This is a genomic window from Micropruina sp. (assembly GCF_047602385.1).
Taxonomy (GTDB): Bacteria; Actinomycetota; Actinomycetes; order Propionibacteriales; family Propionibacteriaceae; genus Micropruina.
Genome location: NZ_JASGHL010000001.1, coordinates 225,090 through 250,088 on the forward strand (window position 1 = coordinate 225,090; position 24,999 = coordinate 250,088).

The following is a 24,999-nucleotide window of genomic DNA, read 5'->3' on the forward strand; positions in this document are numbered from 1 at the left end:
AATGTCGCAGACCTTCCGGCAGCGGTCTCGCACGCCTGTCGCGCAGGGAGCGCCGAGCCCTGCTCGCGGACCTCACGGGATGCCGCGACCTCATGGGGATTCGCTCTGGGCCACCTCCTCAACAGAGAGGGGGTCCGGGCCACATGACTAGGGCTGTTGCTCCGACTCTCACAGAACCACTCACCAACCAGGCGCTTTCGAGCCCAAACGTAGAAGGAACCGAGGAAATGACCGAGAAGATCAGACGTCCGGACCCGAACGCCGGCACCCGGTGTACGGCGCGAGCGAAGGCCACCGGCCAGCAGTGCAAGCACCTGGTGCGCGGCGGCGGTGTGTGTCCGCAGCATGGCGGCAAGGCGCCTCAGGTGCGGCGTAAGCGTGAGCAGCGGATGGCCGAGGCCGAGCTGCTGGCCGCTGTCCGTGAGGATCTTCCGGTGTCGGTGCAGGCGAGTCCGGCTGAGATGTTGCTGTACGCGGCACGCTCGGCTCACCGGGTGGTGACGGTGCTGCAGGGCCAGGAGGCCGGCGTGCCGTCCGACCCGGCCCGGCTGGACATGCTGGGCGGCTGGCTGGACCGGCTGAGCAAGGCGGCATCGGTGGTGATCGCCAGCAAGGCCGATGAGCTGGTGATCGCGCAGCAGGCCCGGATCGTGCAGGGCCAGGCCCAGCAGCTGGCCGAGGTGCTGAACCGGGTGCTGGCCGAGATAGGGCTGAGCGCCGAGCAGCACGCGGCCGTCCCGGCAGCCCTGGGCGCCGCGCTGGCAGCCCTCGGCCTGTTGCCCGAGGGACAGGCCGCTCCGGACGCTGGCGCCCCCTCAGGCAGCGTCAGGCCGTCCCTGTCGCGTGCTCGCGCCGAGGCGGTGCTGTCGTGACCGCCGCGAACCCGTGGGGTCAGCTGCTCGACCTGATGGGCGGTGCCACCGAGCGAGCGCAGCTGGCCGCCGACCCGGCCGCGTGGGCCGAGGCGAACGGGACCGAGCTGTGGTCCAAGCAGCGCGAGGTGATGGCCAGTGTGTGCGAGAACCGCCGCACGGTGGTGCGGGCCGGCCACGGCGTCAGCAAGAGCTTCACCGCTGCGGTGTTGGCTGCCTGGTGGGTGTCGCGGTTCCCGGTCGGTGAGGCCATGGTGGTGAGCACCGCACCGACGGGCCGGCAGGTCAGCGCCATCCTGTGGGGCGAGCTGCGCAAGCTGCACACCCGGCTCGGGCTGCCCGGCTCGATCGGGCTCGACAACACGTGGCGGATCGATGGCCAGCTGGTCGCGATCGGGCAGAAGCCTGCCGATACCGACGAGGTGGCGTTCCAGGGCCTGCACGCCCGGCACGTCCTGGCAGTCCTGGACGAGGCCGCCGGCCTGCCGGATGCGCTGTGGGATGCCGTGGCCGGCGTGGTCACCTCCGAGACTTCCCGCCAGCTGGCCATCGGCAACCCTGATCGCCGAGGCGGCCGGTTCGAGCGGTGTTTCGAGCCCGGCTCGGGCTGGCACCCGGTCCACATTCCCGTCACCGACACCCCGGCGTTCACCGGCGAGGACGTGTCCGACGACCTGCTGGCCGTCCTGCCCAGTCGGGAATGGGTGGCCGACGCGAAACGCACCTGGGGCGTGAACAGCCCTCAGTACGCCTCCCGGGTGCTGGGTGAGTTCCCGGCCACCGACGCCGACGCGCTGGTGTCGTGGGAGTTGATCCGTGCCGCCCAGGCGCGTACTGACACCTCGTCCGAGGGTGTCGTGCTGCTGGGCTGTGACGTGGCCCGCTTTGGTGGTGACAGCACCGTGATCGCGCTCCGTACGGGCTGGGGCGTGCGGATCCTCCAGAGCTTCCGCGGGCAGCCCACCACCTATGCGGCCGGCCTGCTGATACGGCTCTCCCGCCGCTTCGGCGGCATTCCCGTCCACGTGGACGACACCGGCGTGGGCGGCGGCGTCACGGACCTACTGAACGAGGCCGGCGTGAACGTGGTGCCGATCATCTCGGCGTCCGCCGCCACCGACCCCTCGATGTTCGCCAACCTCCGCGCCGAGTCCTACTGGCGCTTGCGGCAGGCCATGGAGTACGGCGTCCTCGACCTCGACCCGGCCGACGACGAACTCGCCCAACAGCTCGCCCGCCACCGCTACAAGCTCGACTCCAAAGGGCGGGTGCTGATCGAGTCCAAGGACGCCATGCGCGCCCGCGGCGAAGCCAGCCCCGACCGCGCGGACGCGATCGCGCTCACCTTTGCCGAACCCGCGGATCGGCGGCGCCTCGGCAACCGAATTTTCAACATCGGATAACACACACCAGAAGGGAACACCCGTGTCCGAACACAACACCCGCGCCCTGCGCGCAGCCCGAGAACTCAACCGGCAAACACCGCCCCCGAGCGGCCTTTTCGACAGCGGCTCGCGGACTTTCGTCGACGCCCTGGCCCTGGTGCAGGCCTGCACCGCCCACGGCCAGGAGATCCCGGCCACCTTCGCCGACGGCCTGATCGAGCACGCCGAACACCTGGACCGGATCGGCCACCTGGCCAGCCCGCCGCCCCCGTTCACCGTCCACGACCTGGCCCAGTCCGACCATGCCGAACGGTTCCACCGCACGGTGCTCGGCAAGGCACTCAAGACCGTCACGGCCGAAGTCACCCGCGAGGTCCGCCTGGACGTCTACCACGCCACCGAAGGCCTGCTGCAGCAGCACCTCGACGGCCTCCTGGACTGCCTGAACACCGCCTACGTGCGGGCGATCACCGACCGCCGCGACATCCGCGACCTGCTGACCGCGCACCACTGCATCCTGCGGCGCAGGCCCGCGCCGAACCGCACCCCGGCCGGCGATTGGTGCGTGGCCTGGAAATGGACCCAACGCGCCTGGAACAACCTGGTGGACTCCACCCGGCCCGGCATGGCCCTCCCGCCCGACGCCGACGAGATCACGCTCGCGCTCGCCTGCGGCGCCGAACCCCGCCTCGCGCCCGGCCGCGAGGACGCCGAGCAACGCGCCCGCCTCCACCACAAGGCCCGGCAACACCAGCGGGCCCACCAGGAACACCAGCAGATCGCCACCGCGACCACGCGGGTGTTCGAGCAGGCCGTCACCGACGCCACCGCGGCTAACGAACGGGAAGCCGCCGAACTCGCCGAGATCGAGGAACTGCTCGCCCAGCAGTAGCCCGAGCAACGCGGCCCGGCCCCTTAGCGGGAGCCGGGCCGTTTGCTCTTGGTGGACCTCTCACAATCCCTCTCACAAACGGCCGAATACGGGCGGATACGGGATAGAACAGGACGGCATAGTGCTCGGACCCGTAAGGCACCAGAAAGCACGAAACGGCATGAAACGGACCCCGAAAGCACGGGCAATCGGTCCCTTACAAGGAGGTGGCCGGGGGTTCGAGTCCCTCTGCGCCCACCAAAGTGTCGTTGTTCAAACCAACGACGTCGGAGAGACAGCCAGGTCAGACTGCGCAGTCGGCCGGCCCGGGTGTTGCGCCTCTGCCACGTCGAGCCTCTGCCACGTCGAGAGGCTCCCGGGGCAGATTCCCACGAAGGTGCTGATCCAGCTCACGGGCGCACCCGGCGTGCACGTCCCACTGCCACACCGCACGATGAACCCTTGCGTTATGAGCAAGGTGGCATGTTTCTGAGGCAGGCGCACCTACGCTGAAGCCATGCTCACCAACCACGGCCAGGTCCGCCGGCCCGCGACAGCCTAAGCCGTCCCGGCGACGCCGTCGCCGCCCATTCCTCGCTTCTTCCCAAGGAGACGACTTCGTCATGCCCGAAAACGCGCCCACATCCATCACCACGACTCGCTCAACGACGCGACGCTGGTGGATGCTCGCCGTCATCGCCCTCGCCCAGCTGATGATTGCGCTCGACACGACCATCGTGACGATCGGGCTTCCCTCTGCGCAGGCGGAGCTCGGCTTCCCGGACAGCTCACGCCAATGGATCATCTCGGGTTATGCACTCACCTTCGGGAGCCTGCTGCTGCTCAGCGGCCGGCTCGGTGACCGGTGGGGCAGGAAGCGGACCCTCGTCGCCGGTCTCGTCGGTTTCGCGATCGCCTCGGCGGTCGGTGGCGCGGCCCCGTCGGTGGACCTGCTCATCGCGGCCCGCATCGCGCAGGGGGCGTTCGCGGCGCTGCTCGCGCCATCGGCACTTGCTTTCGTGTCCGTTTCCTTCACCGATGAGAAGGAGCGCGTCCGGGCGTTCGGAATCTTCGGTGCCGTCTCGATGGTCGGCACCGCCACCGGTCTGCTGCTGGGCGGCGCTCTGACTGAGGCGCTGTCCTGGCGCTGGACGATGTACATCAACACCGTCATCGCCGCCCCCGCGATCGTCGGAGCACTCATCCTGCTTCCCCACGCCGTCGGGGCGGTACAGCGCCTCGACATCCCCGGCGCGATCACGGTCACCGCGGGATTCTTCACCCTCGTGCTCGGCACCTCCCATGCGGAGACGTCGGGCTGGAGCGCTCCGGCGACCATCGCGTACCTCGCCGCGGCTGTCGCGCTCCTGACCGTGTTCGTGATCATCCAGATCCGCTCCAGCGCGCCCCTGCTCCCGCTGCGCGTCGTGCTCAACCGCACTCGAGGCAGCGCCTTCGTCGCGCTGCTGGTGTCGTCGGCGGGCCTCTTCACGACCTTCCTGTTCCTGCCGTTCTACCTTCAGAGCACCCTCGGCTACCCGCAACTGGCCACCGGCCTCGCCTTCCTGCCCGTTCCCGTTGTGCTGGCGGTGTCGGTGGTGCCCCTCGGCCTGGCCGTGGCGGGAGCCGGCGCATTGCTCCTTGTCCGCCTGGGTACCACCGCGAGCTACGCCACCGATCTGCTACCCAGCCTGCTTCTCATCGGCGCGGGAATCGGCCTGGTCATCGCCACCGCCACCGGTGCCGCGACCGCCGGCGTGGACGACGCCGACGCGGGCGCGGCGGCCGCGAGCGTCAACACCGCCCAGCAGCTCGGCGGCTCCGTCGGCGTGGCGACGCTCAGCACTATCGCTGCCGCGGCGGGAACAGCTTTCCTGGCGGGCCACCCCGGGCAGGAAGCTGCCGCCGAGGTACACAGCTACACCACAGCCTATGCCGGCGTCGGGACTCTCTTTCTCGCAGGTGCCCTGCTCACCATGCTCATCCACCCCAAGGATCACGCCAGATGACCACCGCACCCGCCAGCACGTCCGTGCAGAGAGTCCGCAGCGCCACCATCGGGGCGGTCCTCTCCGTCACCGGCACTGCACAGTTCTTCATCGCGCACGTCGTTGCCGAGAGCGCGTGGACCTTGCCCGCGTACAGCTGGCGGGACAACTACATCGGCGACCTCGGTGCCACCGTGTGCGGGCCGGTCCTGCACGACGTGTGCTCTCCGCTCCACTCCGGATGAATGCCGCGTTCGTCGTCCGAGTATCCTGCTTCTGGCCGGCATCGCTGCGCTGATCGGTTCCCGCTGCTTTCAGGCCGAGCCACGCGCCTGGCAGATCATGGTCGCGATCTCTGAGAGCTCCTGGATCCTCCTCGGACTCATTCCCCGGGGACGTCAACCTCCTCGGGCATCCCGTCGGCACACGCCCGATCTTCGGCCTCGCGCCATTGCCCTCATCGCCGCCGGCGTCTCCGGATCCATTCGGACGCCGCCGGTCGCCCGCCGCGCCGCGCTCATCCTCGGCATCGCCGGCCTGCCCGCAGGCGCATGCGACCTCGCCGGCTCAGCCGGCGAGAAACGGAGTGAGCTGGGTGGCCAACGCCTCGGCGCCTGCATCGTGACCCTGGGCGTCCAGTAGAACGAAACGACCGTCCGGGACGGCCCGGGCCACCTCCTCGGCGCCGAAGCGGAGGAACGCCGGGCTGGCGCCACCGGCGAGGGCGAGGACGGGCACGCCGACGTCCGCCAGCCAGATCGTAACCGTGCTGTCGCCCATCGCGGCGTCGTCGTAGGCGAGGGTGGGGGCAATCGCCTCCATCCCGGCCCACGCCGGTGATCCGCGGAGACCGTCGATGACGTCCGGTGGCGTCCCCACCCGGCGAAGGAAGGCCGCCACCGCTTGGTCCGGGCGGTTGCCGGCGAGCGCCGCGGTCAGTTCCGCGGTGTACGCCGCTGCCCCCGGAAGCGCCTGGCTGGGCATGAACGGCGGCTCGAAGACGGCAACCCGGTCAACCCTGTCCGCACCGAGGGCCGCAGCCGCGGTCAGTGCCAGCGCGCCGCCGGACGAGATGCCGACGAGGGCGGCCGTGCCGCCGGTCGCCTCGATCAGTGCGGCAAGGTCCTCGACCTCGCGCTCGACCGCGTGGGGCCGGGTGTCGCCGCTCCGCCCACGTCCGCGGCGGTCATAGGCGTGCACGGTCAGCCGTTCGGCGAGCAGCGCGGCGAGCGGCCGCATCGGACCGGAGTCGCGGAAGCACATCGCGCCGTCGACGAGCACAACGGACGGACCGTGGCCCAAGGTCTCGTAGTCGATGACGGTGCCGTCCCGGGAAATGACCTGAGACAACGGAACTCTCCTTCTTTCGTGGCTTCTGGTTGGACGCCGTCGTCAGCGCCCGGCGACGTGAGTGCCGGGCTGCACGGCGTCGTCGATCGGTTTCAGCGCCAGCAGTGCGTCGAGTTGGTCAAGGGCCTGCCCGAAGCCGCGCTCGACACCCCTGCTGAAGGCCCTTTCCCCGTCCACTGCCGACTGGTACCGAAGGTGTGCGGTGAAGCGGGTGCCGGTGGCGTCCTCGTCCAGCGTGATGGTGACGAAGGTCGGCGGGAGCTCTGTGGTCACCGCGCCGTGTTCATCCGAGGAGCTTTCGACATACGACAACATCGAGGGGGGATCGATCTTCTTGATACACCGCTCGCGCCCAATGTTCGCGTCCGTCGGCGCTGCGCAATCGGTAGTGCCAGATGCCACCCGGCCGGAAATCCACCGTGCAGTCGACCACCGGACACGACGGCGGCCCCCACCAGCGGAGCAGATGCTCCGGACGCGACAATGCCGCAAACACCTTCTCCCGTGGCGCCGCGAACCGTCGGGTGAGGATAAGCGCGCCCGGCAGCCGGGTCGCCGTCGTCGCGGCAGTCATCGGTCGTCCTCGCCGATCTCGCCCAGGTAGTCGTCCAGGCGATCCAGGCTGCCCGACCAGAGCAGGGTGTAATGACGAATCCACGCGTCGATGCGCTCGAACCCGAGCGGCTCCAGGTGGCAGTGGCGTCGCTGCGCATCACGACGCCGCGAGATGAGGCCGGCCCGCTCCAGCACCGTGAGGTGCTTGGAGATCGCCGGGGTGCCCAGCGGGAAGCCCGCCGCGAGTTCGGAGACCGTTGCGTCGCCGGCATGCAGCCGTTCCAGCAGGGCGAGCCGGGTGGGATCGGCCAGCGCCGCGAAGGTGGGGGCCAGGGCGCGGCCCACACCATAGTTTCCATCTCCGGAACTTTCCATGACAGTAAACTAAGGCCGGCCTGCCGGTCTGTCAACGCGGGCTGGACGCGGCGAATCAGCGAGATCGTCGACGTCGTCGGCGCTCAAACCGCGGCACCGGAGCACCAGGGCCATCAGCGCCGCCGGGCGAGCCAAAGGCTCCTGCTGCCTCGGATGTGAACGCGCGACAGGGCCGTCGAGGCGGACTGAGCGCCCAGAAGCTGCGACAGTGTGGCGTTGGCGCGTGCGTCCAGACCGGCACCGGCATGGCGAGCGAGACGGCCGAGTTCTGCTCGCGCGTATGCCCCACCCGGGCCGTCGCCGGGAAGCTCTTGGTCGCCGACGATCGTGCGCTTGGCGAGCAGCTCGAAGCCTGCCGCCCAGATCTGGTCGGCCCACTCCGGCCGGGCGAGGTCAGCGTGCGCCAGGTGCCGCAGCCGCGATTCCAGGCTGTGGTACTCATCGGGCAGGACGCGGGGTGGGGCGTCCATCTCCATGATCGCCAGAACGCCGCCCGGTCGGATCGTCTCCGCCAGCAGCGCGAACTCCCGGGCAGGATCGGCGAACTCGTGGAACACCGACGACGCCCACGCCAGATCGACGGACTCCTTGCCCAGACCGCCCTCGAGCAGCGGGCGGTTGACGGTCCGCACCCGACGGTTCCCCACCCGGACGGCGTGGGCCGCGATTCGCCGCGTCATCGCCGGGTTCGCATCGAGCGCGATCACCTCCGCCTCCGGGTAGCGGCTGGACAGCTCAAAAGTCGCAGCACCGGTCCCGGCGCCCACGTCCAGTGCGGAGCGAACGGCATCGGCGGGCGCGACGCTCGCCACCGCGTCCAGCGCCTCGTGGAGCAGGGCCTTGTGCACCTGGGAATCGAGTTCGAGCAAGGTCTCCAGCAGGGCGGAACCGTGCTGGGAATGCCGATGCGCGTGCTGAGCCTGATGCGGGTTGCTGGGCATGACTCCAGCCTAGACGCAGCATGCGCACAGAGCATATCGTTTTGCGTATGAAGCAAGACATGGATGTGGACCGACTCGTCCGACAGCGGATCCGGGCATTGCGGCTCGCCCGGGGCTGGTCGCTGGACACCCTCGCTGAGCGTGCTCACCTAAGCCCGTCGAACCTCAGCCGGATCGAGACCGGAGCCCGGCGACTCGCCTTGGATCAGTTGGTGCTGATCGCGCGTGCCCTCGATGCCACGATCGATCAACTCACCGAGTCGCCCGACGACGAGGACGTCGTCATTCGCCCGCATCGGGATGAGCGGCGTGGGATGACCACCTGGACCCTCGCCTCCTCTCGCACCCCCGGCGGGCTCACGGTCGCGAAGATGCGCATCACCACGCCACCGCCAGCGCTGGAAGAAGCCGGCGTGCACCCCGGCCGAGACTGGTTCACCGTTCTCAGCGGCACCGCCGCACTCAGGCTCGGTGACCGGCTCATCGTCGTCGACGAGGGCAACGCGGCCGAGTTCTCCACCATGATCCCGCACGCCATCGGCACCCACGGTCCCGGCCCGGTGGAGGTGCTGACGATCCTCACCGCCGAAGGTCAGCACGCCCACCAGTAGCTGACCCGGGAGACCCCCACCAGAAGGTGCCGCCGGCGAATCCCGCCGAGAGTACGGCCACGACGTGGGCAGGCAGGATCGGTCCGTAGATGTGCGGATAGTCCTGGCCGTCGCCGCCGTCCTCGTAGCGAACCGGGGTTCCGCTGCTGACGATCCGATCCGCGTCGAGCACCAGCACCACCAGCGGTTCGGGGTCGTCGGCATAGTGCGCACGGGCCACGCCGCTCACCTGATCGGCGCCGGAGGCGTGGATGAAACCGACCGAGTCGAGGCTCAGTCCCCGGGTTGAAACGGTGTAGCTGCCGGCCTCTTCCGCCCGCTCCCAGTCGGACCGGTGAGCGATGTGCAGGATCTCCACCGGCTCAACCTATCGGCGCCTGCTCCGCGTCGACGGACCTCGGCCTGGGCGGCCCAGCTGCGGCTGGGTGAAAGCCTGGCGCCGCTCCGGAACCGGTCCGGTGCGTGCCGCCCTCATGCCAGCGGCCGCAGGGCCGCCCGGAGCGTCCGGCGAGCCCAGTCCTCGAAACGTTGCGGCGACCAGCCGCGTCCGTTCACCAGGAGTCCCCAGGTGGACGGCGCGTTGACCAGCCAGATCTGGTCGGCGAGTTCCACCGGGTCGACCCCGAGTGCGGGCGAGCGTTCGAGCATCACCGACGCGAGCGCGCCGGCACCGGCGTAGCGTTGCCGGTCAAGTTCGGCGACCAGGCCGGCGATCTCACGGTCGGAATCGGCAGCGGCGTAGGCAACGGTTGCGATCGGCACCACCTGCGGCGCCATGGTCGCGATGAGATGGGCGAAGCGATCGGCGATCTCCTCGGCGGTCGCGCCGGCCCGGACGTGCAGCATCGCCGGCCTCCTGGCCAACGGGACAGGCTCGCTGTCGCCGGCGATCGCCACGTCCACGGCGTTCTTGAGCAGGGATACCTTGCTGCCGAAGCGGGCGAAGACCGTCGGCACCGAGACGCCCGCGGCCTGAGCGATGTCCGCGACGCTGACCGGGGCGTAGCCACGTTCCACGAACAGGTCGCGGGCGCAGCGCAGAATCCGCTCCCGGTTCGCCAGTGACTGGGCACGGCGTCCGCTGGTGTCGTACCTGCGTCGTTCGGCCGAGGGGCGGCTGGAGCGTAGGCCTTGCCGTCCATCGATCATTGGCTTACCCTAGCAGATATTCAATATATCTAGAGTTAAAGGAATCTCTGATGGCCACGCTTACCTACCGCACCGCCGGCTCGGGGCCGGCCCTCCTGCTGATCCACGGCGGCGCCGAGGACGCCGCGATGCTCGAACCCCAGGCCTTGGCGTTCGCCGAGCGTGGCCGCCGAGTCGCCTGGTACGACCGTCGTGGCACCGGTGCCACCCCTCGCGACGGCTGGCCGGCGGGAGGCGTCCGGCAACACGCCGCGGACGCCGCAGCCATCGTCGAAGACCTCGGTGGCCAGGTGCAGGTGCTCGGCTTCAGTTCGGGTGGGGTGATCGCGCTGGAACTCGCCGCCTCGTGGCCCGCGTTGGACATCGAGGTGATCGCCTGGGAGCCCGCAGTGATCACGGCGCTCGATGGTGGGGCGGAACTGCACGCTCAGATCGTGGCGCCGATCAACGAGTACCTGGCCGGGCACCCGGGCGACTGGCGCGGCGCGTTCGCGCTGCAACTCGCGATCATCTCCGACGGCCAGGCCGACCTGGATTCGCCGGAGGTTGCCGCGCAGATGGTCAATGCCGAGGCGGCCGTCCGCGATGACGGCCCGGTGATCACCCGCCACGAGTTCGCCCCCGGCACACTCCCGGCCGACCGGATTCGGTTGGCCCGCTCCGCGGGCACCAGCCCACTGCACGCCGCAGTGATCGACGGGCTCGTCGCCGCGCACGGCCTGCGGGTCGAGATGGTGGAGGGAGCGGCCGATCACGAGGTCTACCTGTCCGGGCCGGAGGTCCTGGCCGGCCACGACTGGAGCTCGAGCGTCGCGGTCTGTGCGCCGGCCGGGCCGCGCTAGGTGTACGTCCCTGGGGAAAGCGCTGGTGGTGATTCGGGCTTTCACTCGCCGCGATAAGTACAAACAACCGCTTGTGATAACTTGTGGGTGTGCGAACCGAAGACAGGCGGCCATGAGCGCGGCTGAGATCGACCTCGACCGCGCGCTGCGCGCGTTGGCCGATCCGAACCGGCGGGCCATCCTGGCGGTAGTCCGGGCGGGGCCGCGTCCGGTCGGGCAGATTGCGACGGCGACCGGACTGTCGCAGCAGACCGCGTCGCATCACCTCGGCGTGCTGCGGGCCGCCGGCCTGGCCCATCGCACCGATCACGGCACCCGGCACCTGTTCGCGGTGAACACCGACGCCCTGGCGGCGGTCCGTTCGTACCTGGACGACTTCTGGCCCTCGAAACTGGCGGCGCTGAAGGCCGCCATCGAGGGCGGGCAGGAACCGGGCGATGGCTGAGTACGCGACCTCGATCGAGATCGCCGCGCCGCCGGAGGTCGTATTCGAGTACCTCACCACTGAGGCCGGCATGACCGCCTGGATGGGGCAGTACGCCAGCCTCGATGCCCGTCCGGGAGGCGCGTTCGCCGTCGACATCGCCGGATACCCGGTCCGTGGTGAGTACCTGAGCGTCGAGCCGCCGGCCAAGGTCGTGGTCTCGTGGGGATTCGCCGGCAGTCCGGTGTTGCCCGCCGGGGCGTCCACGGTCGAGTTCCGGCTGACCGCGATCGGCGCCGGCACCCGGGTCGACCTGACCCATTCGGGATTGCCCGAGACCGAACTGGCCGGCCACCGGGACGGCTGGTTGCACTTCGTGCCGCGGTTGGCGCTGGCTGCGGCCGGTGCTGACCCGGGAATCGACCACTGGCTTCCGTAACCCTATGACCTACTCGTGACAAGGGGAAAAGCAATGACAACAAGCTCACCTGCGACGATCGTCCGGCACTATCACCAGGCCTGGACCAGCTGCGACATCGACGGCGCCATGGCGTTGGTCGCCGACGACATCAACTGCCGCGCGCCCGGAGGCGACCTGGCCGGCAAGGACGCCTACCGCGGCTTCATCGGTGGTTTCGCGCCCATGCTCACCGGCATCGGTGACATCGCGGAGTTTGCCGAGGGGAACCGGGTCGCACTGTTCTACTATCCGGAAACGGCGGTGACCTCCACGGCCCCGGCCGCCGAGTTCTTCACCGTGACCAACGGAAAGATCAGCGAAAGCGTGTTGATCTTCGACAGGCTCTCCTATGCCCCGGTCGGGCAGGACTGAAGCCGGGGGCCGGCGATGACTCCCGAACAGGCCACCCTGGCCGAGCGGGTGCGCACCCTGCTCGCGTCCGAGCAGCTGATGCGCGAGAAGTCCATGTTCGGCGTCCGCTCCTTCAAGGTGAACGAGAAGATGGTCGTCGGCGCCCGGAAGGACGGCGGCCTGCTGGTGCGCGTCGACGCCGGCCGGCACGATGAGTTCCTGGGCAAACCGGGGGCCACGCATGCCGAAATGGGCACCGGCCGGACGATGGGACCCGGCTGGATCGAGGTCGCCCCGGACGCCATCGGCACCGACGAAGCCCTGTCGGAGTGGCTCGGCATCGCGCTCGACCACAATCGCACCCTCACCGGCCCGACGAGCTGACCTTCCGCTGGTCGAGCTCGTCGAGACCCTCTACGTCTCGTCGCAGGTGAGCGGACGGGGTGTGCCCCCGTCCGGGCAGGACGCGACTAGGGTTCCTCGGCATGGACGACCACGAGGCACCCGACCGGATCCGGGTGATCGGCGCCACCACCAACAACCTGTGCGAAGTCAGCCTCGACATCCCGAAGAAGGCACTGACCGTCTTCACCGGGGTGTCCGGCTCGGGCAAGTCATCCCTGGTCCTCGACACCGTCGCGGCCGGCGCCCAACGGCTGGTCAACGACTCCTACCCGGCGTTCCTGCGAGCCCGGCTGCCGCAACTGCCGGCGCCCGACGTCCAGGCGATGTCGGGACTGACCTTCACCGTGCTGATCGACCAGCGCCGGTTCACCCCCAACGCCCGCTCGACCGTCGCCACGGCCACCGACCTGGCACCGCTGCTGCGGCTGGTCTTCTCCCGGGCCGGGCTGCCGTCTGCGGGGTACTCGCCGGCCTATTCGTTCAACGACCTCACCGGCATGTGCCCGACCTGTGAAGGAATCGGCACGGTGGTCGACATCGACGTCGACGAACTGATCGACCTGGACAAGACCATCGACCAAGGGCCGGTCCGCTTCTCCCAGTTCCGTCCCGGCGTCTACCGCTGGAAGCGCTTCGCCTACTGCGGCTTCTTCGACCGGTCCAAACCGCTGCGCGACTACACCGGCGAAGAGATGGAGCTGTTCCTGTACGCCGACGGGGTGAAGCCAGTCCATCCCGACCCGCGCTTTCCGGCGTCCGGCCGGTTCGACGGGGTGGTCACCCGGCTGCGCGACGTCTATGTGAAGAACCGGCCCCCGAACATCTCCAAGAAGGTCCGCGAGGAACTGGACCGGATCACCACCCAGCGGCAGTGCGCGGACTGCCATGGCGCCCGGGTCAACGCCGCAGCACGGGCCAGCCTGATCGAGGGCCGCTCGATCGTCGACTGGATGGCGCTCAGCGTCAATGAACTGCACGACCTGCTGGAACACCTGAGGATTCCGCAGGTCGCCCCCGCTCTGGACGGCATCCGCACCATCCTGGACGCGCTGATCTCAGTCGGGCTGGGTTACCTGAGCCTGGACCGGGAGTCGGCCAGCCTGTCCGGTGGTGAGGCACAGCGGGTGAAGATCGTCCGTCACCTCGGCGGCGCGCTGACCGACGTCAGCTACGTCTTCGACGAGCCGTCGATCGGGCTGCATCCGGCCGACGTGCTGCGGCTGACCCGCCTGCTGCAACGGCTCCGGGACGCCGGCAACACCGTCCTGGTGGTCGAGCATCACCCGCAGGTGATCCGGATCGCCGACCACGTCGTCGACCTTGGCCCCGGTGCCGGCCACGACGGTGGCCGGATCCTGTTCGAGGGCACGCCGCGGGCGCTGACCGGCAGCGACACCCCGACCGGACGCATGCTCGCGCAACGCCTCACCGTCAAACGGCAGGCGGCCCGTCCGCGCTCCTGGGTACCGGTGCGGAACGCCCGCACCCGCAACCTGACCGGCTTCGACGTGGACGTCCCGATCGGGGTGCTGACCGCGGTCACCGGGGTGGCCGGCTCCGGTAAGAGCTCGCTGGCGACCCTGGAGCTGCCGCGCCAGCAGCCCCAGTTCACCGTCGTCGGACAGGACGCGCTGCGCGGCGGCGTCCGGTCCACCTCGCTGAGCATCCTCGGTGTCGCCGACAGCATCCGGCAGGCATTCGGTGAGGCGTCCGGGCTGGCGCCGGCCTGGTTCAGCTTCAACTCCAAGGGGGCCTGCCCGGCCTGCAATGGCAAGGGCTACATCACCACCGAGTTGGCCTTCCTCGACGACGTCGCCACCCCGTGCGACGCCTGCGACGGTTCCCGGTTCAACCCGACCGCGCTGGGCGTGACGATCGACGGCCGAACCATCGCCGACGTGCTGGCGATGACCGCCGACGAGGTCGCCCAGCTGTTCGCCGGACGTCCCGACATCGTCGCCGCAGTGGGCTGGATGGACCGGGTCGGGCTCGGCTACGCCGCCGTCGGGCAGTCGCTGGACACACTGTCCGGCGGCGAGAAGCAGCGGCTGCTGATCGCCCGGCACCTGGCGGCGTCCACCGAGCTCGGAGCGGAGTGGATCGTGCTGGACGAGCCCACCACCGGCCTGCACCCCACCGATGTCGACCGGATCAACCTGTTGTTCGACGACCTGCTCGAGCGTGGCACCACCCTGGTCGTGGTCGAGCACAACCTGCGGGTGGTCGCGCGGGCCGATCACGTCATCGACATCGGTCCCGGAGCCGGCGTCGACGGCGGACGCCTGGTGTTCGCCGGACCGCCGGCCGAACTGGTCGACGACGAAGCCTCACTGACCGGACGCGCCCTCGCTGCGGCTACCGCTGGTTGAGCTTGTCGACGCTTGCGGGTTGAGCTTGTCGAAACCCTCGGCGGGACGGGGCCGGTACACTGCACCCTCGTGGCTGCCGCAGACCTGCAATCCGATCTCGCCGAACTCGACAAGACGCTGACGTCGATCGAGGCCGTGCTCGACCCCGAAGCCAAGAACCGGCAGATCGCCGAGCTGCAGGAGCAGGCGTCCGCCCCCGACCTGTGGAACGACCAGGAGAACGCCCAGCGGGTGACGTCCAAGCTGTCGGTGCTGCAATCCGAGGTGGACCGGCTGACCGCCCTGCGACAGCGGATCGACGACGCCGCGGTGCTGATCGAACTGGCTCAGGAAGAGGCGGACGCCGACACCATGGCCGAGGCCGCCCGCGAGCTGAGCCGGCTCTCCACCGACATCCAGGCGCTCGAGGTGCGCACCCTGCTCAACGGCGACTACGACGAGCGGGACGCCGTGGTCACCATCCGGTCCGAGGCCGGGGGAGTGGACGCCGCCGACTTCGCCGAGATGCTGCTGCGGATGTATCTGCGCTGGTCGGAGCGGCACGGCTACCCGGCCGACGTCTACGACATCTCCTACGCCGAGGAGGCCGGCATCAAATCGGCGACCTTCACCGTCAAGGCGTCCTTCGCCTACGGCACATTGAGCGTCGAGCAGGGCACCCACCGGCTGGTCCGGATCAGCCCGTTCGACAACCAGGGCCGGCGGCAGACGTCCTTCGCCGGCGTCGAGGTGCTGCCGGTCACCGAAGAGGCCGACCACATCGACATTCCCGAGGCCGACGTCCGGGTGGACGTGTTCCGCAGCTCGGGTCCGGGTGGCCAGAGCGTCAACACCACCGACTCCGCCGTCCGGCTCACCCACCTGCCGACCGGCATCGTGGTCAGCTGCCAGAACGAGAAGAGCCAGCTGCAGAACAAGGTCGCCGCGATGAAGGTGCTGCAGTCCCGGCTGCTCGAGCGCGCCCGGCGCGAGCGCGAGGCCGAGTTGAACGCGCTCAAGGGCGATGGCGGCAACTCCTGGGGTTCGCAGATGCGTTCCTACGTGCTGCACCCGTACCAGATGGTCAAGGACCTGCGCACCGAGTACGAGGTGGGCAGCCCGGACGCGGTCTTCGACGGCGACCTGGACGGCTTCATCGACGCCGGTATCCGCTGGCGTCGCCAGCAGGGCGAGCGCTGACTCTCACCCCGTCCGTCCCGTCCGCCCACCCAGCGCTCCCCGAACTGTTTCCCGCTCGCTGAGCTGGGGGAGCGCTAGGTAGTTTGGAAAGCGCCGATCAATCCTGTCCCGGCTGCGGCGCACCCGACGAGCGATCGACGACCCCCATCCCTTGCGCCGGAGGACCCGATACGCCCACAAGAACTGGGCGCCGTCGCTCATCTCGCCGGGCACCTCCTCGCTCGGAACAGCATCGATCAGCACTTCCTTTTAGGCGAGCGGATGGACGGGCACCGCGATTCTCGGGGTGGTTGAGCAGGCGTGGGACGGGCGTGGCGTCCTGGGCCGCGGCGCGACCTCGCCTAGACTCATCTGCGGTCGGCTGAGTCTTTCTCAGGAACTTCCCCAACTGCCGAGTCCGACCGGAGTAGCAACGTGATCACGTTCGAGGACGTCACCAAGATCTACGAGGGCCAGCGCCGGGCCGCACTGTCCGGCATCAACGTCACCATCGACAAGGGCGAGTTCGTCTTCCTGGTCGGCAGTTCCGGCTCGGGTAAGTCGACCTTCATCCGGCTCGTGCTGCGCGAATACCGGGCCACCAAGGGGCGCGTCTTCGTCGCCGGCAAGGACCTCGGCCGGCTGCACGGCTGGAAGGTGCCCGGCTTGCGCCGCCAACTCGGCGTGGTCTTCCAGGACTTCCGGCTGCTGCCGGGAAAGACGGTGACCGAGAACGTCGCCTTCGCCCTGCAGGTGATCGGCAAGCCCACCTCGACGATCAAGAAGGTGGTGCCCGAGACCCTGGAATTGGTCGGTCTCGAGGGCAAGGGCGGACGGCTGCCCGAGGAGCTCTCCGGCGGGGAGCAGCAGCGGGTGGCGATCGCCCGCGCCTTCGTCAATCGTCCGGCGATCCTGATGGCCGACGAGCCGACCGGCAATCTCGACCCGACCACGAGCATCGGCATCATGAAGCTGCTCGACCAGATCAACCGCACCGGAACCACGGTGCTGATGGCGACCCATGACGCCACCATCGTCGACCAGATGCGCAAGCGGGTGATCGAACTCGTGGACGGCGAACTCGTCCGCGACCAGAGCAAGGGCGTCTACGGCTACCAGTGAGCAGCCCGATGAACCCGCCCCGCCCGTCCCGAATCCGCGAAGGAGCCCGCCATGCGGCACACCCTGCGTGAGGCCTGGTCCGGCCTGCGCCGAAACCTGACCATGACCCTGGCGGTGATCATCACCATGTGGGTCTCGCTCACCCTGTTCGGCGGCGGGCTGCTCGGTGCGCAGCAGGTCGAGCTCGCCAAGGGCAACTGGTACGAGAAGATCGAGATCAGCGTCTTCATGTGCGGCAAGGTCACCCAGGGCCGCAACTGCGAACCCGGCCAGGACGTCACCGATGCCCAGCGGCAGACGATCCGGACGACGCTGGAGACCAATCCCGAGGTCGCGACGGTCTACTACGAAAGCAAGGCGGAGGCCTGGGAGGACTTCAAGCGGGTCTACAAGGACTCGCCCGCACTCGGCTTCATGACCGCTGACATGATGCAGGACTCGTTCCGGGTGAAGCTGAAGAACCCGGAGCAGTACCAGGGTGTCGTCTCGGCGGTCGCCGGGCTTCCCGGCGTCCAGGCCGTTCAGGACTTGCGGCAGTACCTCAACCCGCTGTTCGAGTGGCTCAACGTGGCCAAGTGGGCAACGATCGGGCTGAGTCTGTGGCTGCTGCTCGCCGCGGCGCTGCAGATCGCCACCACGATCAGGATGGCTGCGTTCTCGCGACGGCGCGAGCTCGGGATCATGCGGTTGGTGGGGGCGTCCAACTGGTACATCATGCTGCCGTTCTTGATCGAGTCTCTCGTGGCGGCGCTTATCGGCGCGATTCTTGCCTGCGGTTCACTGGCTGCGGTGCAGAAATTCCTGATCATCGATAAGGCTCAACCCTCACTTCAGAGTGTCGAGTGGATTGGCTGGCCGCACGTCGGGTTGGCAATGCTCGGAGTCGTTGCCGTTGGTGTCGTCCTCTCGGTCGTCCCCACGGTGATAGCCACTCGCAAGTACTTGAGGGTCTGAATGAGCTGAGGCCCTCAACCGACCGATTGGGGCCTCATCGTGAACCAGGTGCCTTCCCCCACCTGCAGAACCACGAAGGACAAGCCGCTCCGGACCTCGTTGCGCCTGCTGCGTCCGCTGATCGCCGTTCTGGCCGTCGGCCTGACCGTCAGTCTCGGCGCGCCGGCCGGTGCGGAGGACCTGAAGGACCGTCGCGACGGCGTCCGCAAAGCGATCGTCTCGTCCAAGTCGGACGTGGCCGAGTCCAAGGCGGAGGTCTCCAAGGCCTTGCAGAACCTGGCCAAGGCGCAGTCGGCGCTGGCCAAGGCGCAACGCAAGCTCGCCGCCGCCAACGACGCGGTCAGCGGTGCCCGAGCCGTCGACGCCGCGATCGGACGGCGGCTGGCCGAAGCCCGGACCAAGCTGTCCGCCGCGAAGAAGGCAGTGGTGCAGGCAAAGGCCGAGGTGGACGCGCAACTGCGCCGGATCGGCGAGGCGGCGCGCGAGGCGTTCCAGCAGCAGACGGATCTGGTCGGACTCACCGTCGTGTTCGACTCCGCCGACACCGGTGACCTGTCGCAGCGGCTGCAGTGGTCGAACACGATCCTGGACGCGACCAGCGCCGAGATGACCCGGTTGCGCCAGTTGCAGGCGAAGCTGGAGGCCGCCAAGCAAGCGCAGGCGGTCATCGAGAAGCAGATCGCCGCGGACAAGGCGGAGGCCGAGGCCAACCTGGCCCGGCTCCAGGTGCTGCAGGGCAAGGCGGTTCTGGCCAAGAACGCCGTCGCCGGCAATGTTGCCAAGCTGGCCATCGCCCGGAAGGCTGCTCAGGCCGACCTGAACGCCGAGCAGGCCCAGTACCGCAGGCTGCAGAACGAAGAGGCGTCGATCTCGGCCGAGATCAGGCGACGGGCCGAGATCGCCCGGAAGAAGGCCGCGGCCGCCGAGGCCAAGCGCCGGGCTGCGGAGGCCAAGCGGCGCGCTGCCGCGAAGAAGGCCGGACGCAAGTACGTGCCGAGGACCGTGCGGACGCGGGAGTCGTCGCGGGGCTTCATCCGCCCGGTGAACGCACCGGCCGGGTCCCCGTTCGGGCTGCGCTATCACCCGATCCTGCACGTCTGGCGGATGCACCGCGGCACCGACTTCGGAGCCGCCTGCGGCACGCCGATCCGGGCGGCCGCGAACGGACGGGTGGCCAGTGCCCGCAGGCAGGGCGGGTTCGGCAACTACACCGTCATCGACCACGGCCTGATGCGGGGCAAGTACGTGTCGACCGGCTATGCCCACCAGTCCCGGATGGTGGTCCGGGCCGGGCAGCGAGTCAGGCAGGGCCAGCTGATCGGGTATGTCGGAACCACCGGAATGTCCACCGGCTGCCATCTGCACCTGCAGGTGTACGTGAACGGCGGGGTGGTCAACCCGATGCGGTGGCTGTGAGGTTGGGAGCCGGCACCGACGGGCCTTGCTAGGCTGATCGTCTTTCCGGACGACCGGCAGCCGAACAAGGAGTAGGACCATGCCACGCGAGAAGGGCCGGACCATGGTCACCCAGAACCGTAAGGCGCACCACGAGTATCACCTGGGCGAACGGTTCGAAGCGGGCCTGGTGCTCACCGGCACCGAGGTGAAGTCGCTGCGGACCGGACGCGCCTCGCTCGCGGACGCCTTCGCCACCGTGGACGACGGCGAGGTCTGGCTGCGCAACGCCCACATCCCCGAGTACGCCTTCGGCACCTGGACCAACCATGCTGCCCGGCGGAACCGGAAGGTACTGCTGCACCGTCGCGAGATCGAGAAGCTCGAGCGGGCCACGACCGCGTCCGGACGCACCATCGTGCCGCTGGCGCTGTACTTCCTGGACGGCTACGCGAAGGTCGAACTCGCCGTCGGCACCGGCAAGAAGGCGTGGGACAAGCGCCAGACCATCGCCGAGCGCGACGCCAATCGGGAAGCCGCCCGCGAACTCGCCGCCCGCAACCGCGGCGAGTAGTCCGCGGCTCGGGTCGGCGGCCGAGCGGTTCGCGCACGCCAGGCGAGCGACCGGTGCGACCGTTACCAGGTGATCCGTAGCTGGTCGAGGAAATCCTCGACCAATGCCGCGTCCCCGGCCATCGTGTAGTCGCGGCCGCGGTTCCATAGACCGGCGTAGAGCGCCCGGGCTGAGGCGGTGATCTGGGCGTCGGAATCAGCGGCGGCTCCGGTGGAGGCCTGGCAGCCGTCCGGACCCATTGTCACCGTCCAGCCGGCGAGCCCGTCGTCGGTCACGACCGTGAGAGTCGCCTGCTCGGGGCGCCGGGGATTGTACTTGGCGCGGGGGGCGAACCCGAGCAACAACTCGTCGATGCCGTCGCGAGCCAGCGCTGGGGCGAACCACAACTCGTCCGGACGCGGTGACCGGCCCAGCTTGGCGGCCATCGCATCGATCGCGTGGATCGTGGTCTCATGGCACTGCCGGCGGGTCCAGGCCTGGCGGGGCGGGGGAGCGTCGAGCAGGAAAAACGGCACGTCCAGATCGGCTGGCGCCGCCGCCAGCGCGTTCAGCAGGTCGACCAGCCCGTCGTCGAACCAGTCCAACAGGTCGGACGCGGTCGCAGCCTCGGCCTCGACCTCGGCGTCCGGAGGCGCCTCGACACCCCGCACCGTGGCAGTGGCCCACCGGTGCACCAGGCCCTGATGGGTGACCAGGTCGCGGACCCGCCAGCCCGGGCAGGTCGGCACCGACGCGTCCAGCCCGGCGGCTGCGGCGTTGTTGCGCAGGACGGCGGCAGCGTCGCCGATCCCCTCACCGAGATCGCGGAACTCCAGCGTGTTGGGCATGCGCTCACGGTAGGGCCTGCCCCGGCGGTCGGAACGGATCGATCAGCACTCGGCCGGTGCGACCCTGAGCGCGCCGGTCGGGGGAGGGGCGGGGCCGAGCCCGATACGGTTCGCCGCCCGCGCGCGGGATCCTTGGAGCATGACCCACGACTTCTTCGCCCCAGTGGACAGCGTCTCCAAATCCGATCGCGACACTGCCGAGCAGCGCCTTCGCGAGGCCCACCAGCTGGGCCGGATCGACTCGACCGAGTTCGAGGCCCGGATGTCGGCGGTGATCACTGCCGAGCGGCTCGATCAGCTGGCAGCGGCCGTCGACGGCCCGCTGCCATTCGCGCCCTCCGGCTACGGCTACCGCGCCCCGGGACAACCCCCGGTGATCTCCGGTGAGATCGTGCCGACCCGGCCGGTGATGGACCGGAGCACCACGATGGCCACCATCGCGCACCTGTCGCCGTTCCTGGTCTGGCTGTTCGGCCCGCTGGTGATCTGGGCGGTCAGCCCGACCGGCTCGTACGCCAAGCGCGAGGCGGCGAAAGCGTTCAACTGGCAGCTGCTCGCCTTCGTGGTGGGCATTCTTGCCAGCATCCTCGGCGGCCTGCTGCCGGGCGACGGCAATCCGATCGCGGCGATCTGGACGGTGATCTGGGTGGTGGTCACCGTGCTCGGTGCGGTCGGTGCAGCCCGCGGCAACGACTGGCGCAACCCGGTGCGGGCGCTCGTCCCGTGGGAAGTTTTGCCCGAGCGCAAACGTTGATAGGCTGACACGCTCGCCCGCGAACGTTCGCGGCCACGGGCGGACAACTCAACAGGGGGTGACTGGTTTCGACTCGGGACGGTAGTCCCAGGAGAAGCGGGCCGAGGATCCAAGGACATCTCGTTAACGATTCTTGGAAAACCAATAACTGCCGACAATTCTCGCGCAGACTTCGCTCTCGCTGCCTGAGCAGTGACCGAAGGGTCAGCCCGGACGTAGCCTTCCGTCCGGTTCCTGGCCTCGTATAGAAGGCTTGCTGAGCCGCCTGTGTTCCAGGGGCGGCTCGGGACTTCACTGGAACTGGGCTTGGCTACCACGGGTTGACGCGAGGGTAGGAGCCGAGAAAGCCGCCTAGTCAACTGCGCCCGGAGAAGTCCTGGTTCACCTTCAGAGGACGGGGGTTCGACTCCCCCCACCTCCACCCTGCGGCGACGCCGGCGGTTCTCACCGCCGGCGTCGCTTCGTTATTGCTGCGCGCCGCCACAGTGGAGCCATCCGGAGCTGGGCAACAACCACCTTGCGAGGGCGACAGGATCGCGCCGACGATGACGACTGGGCGTGCCCGGCCAGCGCCCGGTTTGGCCGCGTGGCCAGCAATGCAGTCTCCCCGGGCGATGCGGGCCTGGCGTCCGCGGCGTCCACTCAGCCCCCACGGCAGCAGTGGCGGCGCTGGATACTTGCTGTGCCAGCGTCGTTGGGCGGGCTTGCGCGGTCATCCCTGAGCGAGAGGGGCGCACATGTGGACCAGGTTGTGGCTGTTCGTCGAGCAGCACAGTCGAACGGTGATCATCGTTCTCCCGGCGATCGCATTCGTGGTTGGGCGTGGTCGGGTGGATGACCAGCAGCGACATGGACTGGTGGACCGCCGCCTATCGCTCGATGGCGCTCTTCGCCCTCGACGGGCCCACCGGCGGCGAGATCTCCTGGCAACTCGCCTGGGCACGCTTCCTCGCGCCGGTGACGATCTCCCTGGCAATCATCGCGGTCGCCCTGGAGATGCTCCGGGCGCAGTTCTCCAAGGGCCGGGCGAAGCGGCAACGCGGGCACACGGTCGTGCTCGGCGCGGGCACCGAAGCCACTCAGCTCGCTCGCCGCGTTCGCGAGTCGCCGGCGTCCGGACCAGTGGTGAGTGTGGGAGCGTTGCCGCCACAGGACGTCGCGGAGCTTCGCCGCGCCGGGGTCATCCACCTGCCCACGCCCGAACCGACGGTGCTGGCCAAGGTGCTCGGCGAGGCGAGGCTCGTGGTGATCTCCGCGCCGGACGACAACGAAGCGATGACGCTCACCGACCAGGTGCGGCGGCTCACCGACGATGCCGACGCGAAGGTGGTGACCTTGCTGTCCGATCGGGAGTTGGCCGCCGACTGGCGCTACACCGGGACCGGAACGGTGCTGTGCCGAGCGACCCGCGTCGCGTCCGCGGTGCTGCGCGGACACCCTCCCTATCGAGAGGACGCCGTCTCGCCGCCGCCCACCGTCATCGGGGAGGGCGCACTCGCCGTGGAGTTGGTGCACCGGATCGTCGGGGGGTGGCAGCGTCCGGGAGAGAGGCTCACGGTGCACTGCGCCGGGACCGATCCGAGTTGGACTCAGGCGGTCCAGATCGGATTGCCGGTCGAGGTGAATCTCGAGTGGTGCGAGCTGTACCCCAACGGCCGGGCGGCCGCACAGGTCGTACGCGAGTCGCTGGCGAACTGGCTGCAGTCCTGGGGTGGGTTTCCCCACAACGGGCGTTACCGGACCGCGCCGGCACGGGTCTATGTGGCGTTCGAGGACGATACGTTGACGATGCCGATCGCGAACGCCATCGCGCGCGAACTGCAATCCGACATCCACGTGGTGGCGGTCCTGGGAACCCTTGCGTCGGCGGTGACCCGACATCCTGGCGTCCGGGTGGTCGGGCGACAGGAACTGCTCTGCGAGCCCGGCGACCTGCGCCGGAGTACGGCCGATGATCTGGCGGACGAGATCGTGGCGGATCTCGGTCGCTGGCCGGCCGACGTTCCCAGCGCGTTCGGCCCGATCGCGCACGAAGCCGGCCACCTCGCGCTGCTCGGAGCCCAGGAAGCGCCCGTCCGCGAGGCGATCGTCGCCGTCGCGGAGCGGGCCGAATCCATTCTGCGCAGCGCCGGTTTCGAGGTCACGGCCGGCTCCGTCGGCCGGCCCGAGGCACTGCTACTCGACCCGGCCGAACTCCTGGCGATTGCGGACGACCTTGCCGGCCTGGTCCCGCGAACTCCGGCGGAGGTGACGCCGGGGTACCAGCATGTGCGACTGCTCGAACTGGCGAGCAGTCTTCCCACGTTGCTCCGACGGGTGGGCCGCTCGGTCGCGCGGGTCGACGCCCGGCCCGACCGGTTGCTGTCCGACGAGGTGATGGCGCTCGCGATGAGCGCCCATATGGGCTACCGCGAGGTCGCGAGAGTCACCCGAAATGCCACCGGCTCGGTATTCGCCGATGCCGAGTGGGAGCATCTCACCGAGCACGAGCGTCGTTCGAACGTGGCTCAGGTCTGGGACATCCCGGTCAAGCTGGCCGCCATTGGTTTCGGCTGGGAGGCGGCGCCACCGCAGCCCGCCGCGTCGGTGGCGTTCACCGATGCCGCCATCGAGTTGCTCGCGGAGTTGGAGCATCGGCGTTGGGCGCATTTCGAGATGCGCAATGCGCGCCATGACCACCAGTGGAACAAGCCCTGGGCGGTGGTCAAGGAGACCACCGCCGCCGAATACGATCGCGCGGCATGCGCGCGGATTCCTGGCCATCTCGCCCAGGTCGGGATCCGGATAGTGCCGCCCGACGAGAGGCCACCGTCCGCTCCCGTGGCCGGGCTTGGTCGGGCAGTGGAGCCGGCCGATCGGGAGGAGGACGAGGCGACGCCGGCGTCGCGGCGGGCACCCGATCCCCGGCCGTTCAAGCGCCGCGGACGCGCCTGGGCGTGGCGCCTGGATGAGCCGTTCGAATGGCGCAGCCCGCGCGGCGACAATTTGCAGGCCCGGGCCGGAGACTGGTGGGTCATCGATGAGCAGGGGTCCTCGCGCACGATCGGTCCCGACTCGTTCGCTACGACCTACCAGCAGATCCGGGCGCAGGAATACCGGCGGATCGGGGTGGTCACGGCCTGGCAGGCGAGTGAACCTCAGACCGTGATCACTCGCGAGGGCGAGGCGTCGGCTGAGCCCGGCGACTGGATCGTGACCGATGCGCACGGTGCCAGTTGGCCAGTTCCCCAGGATGAGTTCGACGCGCTCTACGAGGAAGACCTGTGA

General features: G+C 69.2%; 27 protein-coding genes and 1 other RNA gene. 20 read left to right on the top strand and 8 right to left on the bottom strand.

Annotation, left to right across the window (positions count from 1 at the left end; translation table 11 throughout):
- Positions 1-227: 227 nt before the first annotated feature.
- The 5 genes from QM711_RS01070 (at position 228) to QM711_RS01090 (ending at position 5,361) form a co-directional block, all read left to right on the top strand.
- A complete protein-coding gene (locus QM711_RS01070) occupies positions 228-872 on the top strand; it encodes a hypothetical protein (RefSeq protein ID WP_415095873.1) in 645 nt (214 codons plus the stop codon).
- Positions 869-2,275 carry a hypothetical protein gene (locus QM711_RS01075; RefSeq protein ID WP_415095874.1) on the top strand — a complete coding sequence of 469 codons (1,407 nt, stop codon included), beginning with the start codon at positions 869-871 and terminating at the stop codon, positions 2,273-2,275. Before QM711_RS01070 ends, QM711_RS01075 begins: the two co-directional genes overlap by 4 nt.
- A gap of 22 nt (positions 2,276-2,297) precedes the next feature.
- Positions 2,298-3,149: a hypothetical protein gene (locus QM711_RS01080; protein ID WP_415095875.1), complete on the top strand. Its 852-nt coding sequence runs from the start codon at positions 2,298-2,300 to the stop codon at positions 3,147-3,149.
- A gap of 602 nt (positions 3,150-3,751) precedes the next feature.
- Positions 3,752-5,137 (top strand): MFS transporter, encoded by a 1,386-nt coding sequence (locus QM711_RS01085; RefSeq protein ID WP_415095876.1) that lies wholly within the window; start codon positions 3,752-3,754, stop codon positions 5,135-5,137.
- The gene (locus QM711_RS01090; protein WP_415095877.1) at positions 5,134-5,361 is read left to right on the top strand and encodes a hypothetical protein; all 228 of its coding nucleotides are present in this window, start codon (positions 5,134-5,136) and stop codon (positions 5,359-5,361) included. The genes QM711_RS01085 and QM711_RS01090 overlap by 4 nt, the downstream gene beginning before the upstream one ends.
- Before the next feature lie 322 nt (positions 5,362-5,683).
- Here the strand turns inward: QM711_RS01090 and QM711_RS01095 are convergent, their stop codons facing one another.
- The 5 genes from QM711_RS01095 to QM711_RS01115 form a co-directional block, all read right to left on the bottom strand.
- Positions 5,684-6,466: an alpha/beta fold hydrolase gene (locus tag QM711_RS01095; RefSeq protein WP_415095878.1), complete on the bottom strand. Its 783-nt coding sequence runs from the start codon at positions 6,464-6,466 to the stop codon at positions 5,684-5,686.
- Between the two features lie 42 nt (positions 6,467-6,508).
- Positions 6,509-6,739, bottom strand: coding sequence for an SRPBCC domain-containing protein (locus QM711_RS01100; protein ID WP_415095879.1), 231 nt, complete (start codon positions 6,737-6,739; stop codon positions 6,509-6,511).
- Between the two features lie 10 nt (positions 6,740-6,749).
- Positions 6,750-7,040 (bottom strand): SRPBCC domain-containing protein, encoded by a 291-nt coding sequence (locus QM711_RS01105; protein WP_415095880.1) that lies wholly within the window; start codon positions 7,038-7,040, stop codon positions 6,750-6,752.
- Complete coding sequence (locus QM711_RS01110; RefSeq protein WP_415095881.1) at positions 7,037-7,396, bottom strand: ArsR/SmtB family transcription factor; 360 nt, start codon at positions 7,394-7,396, stop codon at positions 7,037-7,039. Before QM711_RS01110 ends, QM711_RS01105 begins: the two co-directional genes overlap by 4 nt.
- 113 nt (positions 7,397-7,509) lie before the next feature.
- Complete coding sequence (locus tag QM711_RS01115) at positions 7,510-8,337, bottom strand: class I SAM-dependent methyltransferase (protein ID WP_415095882.1); 828 nt, start codon at positions 8,335-8,337, stop codon at positions 7,510-7,512.
- A gap of 59 nt (positions 8,338-8,396) precedes the next feature.
- On the opposite strand from QM711_RS01115, the gene QM711_RS01120 reads away from it, so the two are divergent.
- Entirely contained in the window at positions 8,397-8,948 is a 552-nt protein-coding gene (locus tag QM711_RS01120; protein ID WP_415095883.1) for a helix-turn-helix domain-containing protein, read from the top strand.
- Here QM711_RS01120 and QM711_RS01125 read toward each other — a convergent pair.
- Positions 8,917-9,306: a DUF952 domain-containing protein gene (locus tag QM711_RS01125; RefSeq protein WP_415095884.1), complete on the bottom strand. Its 390-nt coding sequence runs from the start codon at positions 9,304-9,306 to the stop codon at positions 8,917-8,919. The genes QM711_RS01120 and QM711_RS01125 overlap by 32 nt on opposite strands.
- Positions 9,307-9,419: 113 nt before the next feature.
- Positions 9,420-10,097 (bottom strand): TetR/AcrR family transcriptional regulator, encoded by a 678-nt coding sequence (locus QM711_RS01130; protein ID WP_415095885.1) that lies wholly within the window; start codon positions 10,095-10,097, stop codon positions 9,420-9,422.
- Positions 10,098-10,147: 50 nt separating this feature from the next.
- On the opposite strand from QM711_RS01130, the gene QM711_RS01135 reads away from it, so the two are divergent.
- The 11 genes from QM711_RS01135 (at position 10,148) to smpB (ending at position 20,151) form a co-directional block, all read left to right on the top strand.
- Positions 10,148-10,939, top strand: a complete 792-nt coding sequence (locus tag QM711_RS01135; RefSeq protein WP_415095886.1) for an alpha/beta fold hydrolase — start codon at positions 10,148-10,150, stop codon at positions 10,937-10,939.
- 112 nt (positions 10,940-11,051) lie between these two features.
- On the top strand, positions 11,052-11,384 hold the full coding sequence (locus tag QM711_RS01140; protein ID WP_415095887.1) for an ArsR/SmtB family transcription factor: 333 nt from the start codon (positions 11,052-11,054) through the stop codon (positions 11,382-11,384).
- A complete protein-coding gene (locus QM711_RS01145) occupies positions 11,377-11,802 on the top strand; it encodes an SRPBCC family protein (RefSeq protein ID WP_415095888.1) in 426 nt (141 codons plus the stop codon). The genes QM711_RS01140 and QM711_RS01145 overlap by 8 nt, the downstream gene beginning before the upstream one ends.
- A 33-nt stretch (positions 11,803-11,835) precedes the next feature.
- Positions 11,836-12,195, top strand: coding sequence for a nuclear transport factor 2 family protein (locus QM711_RS01150; RefSeq protein WP_415095889.1), 360 nt, complete (start codon positions 11,836-11,838; stop codon positions 12,193-12,195).
- Between the two features lie 15 nt (positions 12,196-12,210).
- A complete protein-coding gene (locus QM711_RS01155; protein WP_415095890.1) occupies positions 12,211-12,558 on the top strand; it encodes a TfoX/Sxy family protein in 348 nt (115 codons plus the stop codon).
- Between the two features lie 101 nt (positions 12,559-12,659).
- Positions 12,660-14,948, top strand: coding sequence for an excinuclease ABC subunit UvrA (locus QM711_RS01160; RefSeq protein WP_415095891.1), 2,289 nt, complete (start codon positions 12,660-12,662; stop codon positions 14,946-14,948).
- 69 nt (positions 14,949-15,017) lie between these two features.
- Positions 15,018-16,127, top strand: coding sequence for a peptide chain release factor 2 (prfB, locus tag QM711_RS01165; protein WP_415095892.1), 1,110 nt, complete (start codon positions 15,018-15,020; stop codon positions 16,125-16,127).
- A 414-nt stretch (positions 16,128-16,541) separates the two neighbouring features.
- The gene (ftsE, locus tag QM711_RS01170) at positions 16,542-17,228 is read left to right on the top strand and encodes a cell division ATP-binding protein FtsE (RefSeq protein ID WP_415095893.1); all 687 of its coding nucleotides are present in this window, start codon (positions 16,542-16,544) and stop codon (positions 17,226-17,228) included.
- A 51-nt stretch (positions 17,229-17,279) separates the two neighbouring features.
- Positions 17,280-18,182: a permease-like cell division protein FtsX gene (gene ftsX, locus QM711_RS01175; protein WP_415095894.1), complete on the top strand. Its 903-nt coding sequence runs from the start codon at positions 17,280-17,282 to the stop codon at positions 18,180-18,182.
- 48 nt (positions 18,183-18,230) lie between these two features.
- A complete protein-coding gene (locus QM711_RS01180; RefSeq protein ID WP_415095895.1) occupies positions 18,231-19,598 on the top strand; it encodes a peptidoglycan DD-metalloendopeptidase family protein in 1,368 nt (455 codons plus the stop codon).
- Positions 19,599-19,677: 79 nt separating this feature from the next.
- The gene (gene smpB, locus QM711_RS01185; RefSeq protein ID WP_415095896.1) at positions 19,678-20,151 is read left to right on the top strand and encodes an SsrA-binding protein SmpB; all 474 of its coding nucleotides are present in this window, start codon (positions 19,678-19,680) and stop codon (positions 20,149-20,151) included.
- A gap of 62 nt (positions 20,152-20,213) precedes the next feature.
- Here the strand turns inward: smpB and QM711_RS01190 are convergent, their stop codons facing one another.
- Positions 20,214-20,978 carry a maleylpyruvate isomerase family mycothiol-dependent enzyme gene (locus QM711_RS01190; RefSeq protein WP_415095897.1) on the bottom strand — a complete coding sequence of 255 codons (765 nt, stop codon included), beginning with the start codon at positions 20,976-20,978 and terminating at the stop codon, positions 20,214-20,216.
- A 139-nt stretch (positions 20,979-21,117) separates the two neighbouring features.
- Here QM711_RS01190 and QM711_RS01195 point away from each other — a divergent pair, with 139 nt between their 5' ends.
- The 3 genes from QM711_RS01195 (at position 21,118) to QM711_RS01205 (ending at position 24,999) form a co-directional block, all read left to right on the top strand.
- On the top strand, positions 21,118-21,732 hold the full coding sequence (locus tag QM711_RS01195) for a DUF4870 domain-containing protein (protein ID WP_415095898.1): 615 nt from the start codon (positions 21,118-21,120) through the stop codon (positions 21,730-21,732).
- Positions 21,733-21,786: 54 nt separating this feature from the next.
- Positions 21,787-22,156: a transfer-messenger RNA gene (gene ssrA / locus QM711_RS01200) on the top strand.
- A 410-nt stretch (positions 22,157-22,566) separates the two neighbouring features.
- A complete protein-coding gene (locus QM711_RS01205; protein ID WP_415095899.1) occupies positions 22,567-24,999 on the top strand; it encodes a hypothetical protein in 2,433 nt (810 codons plus the stop codon).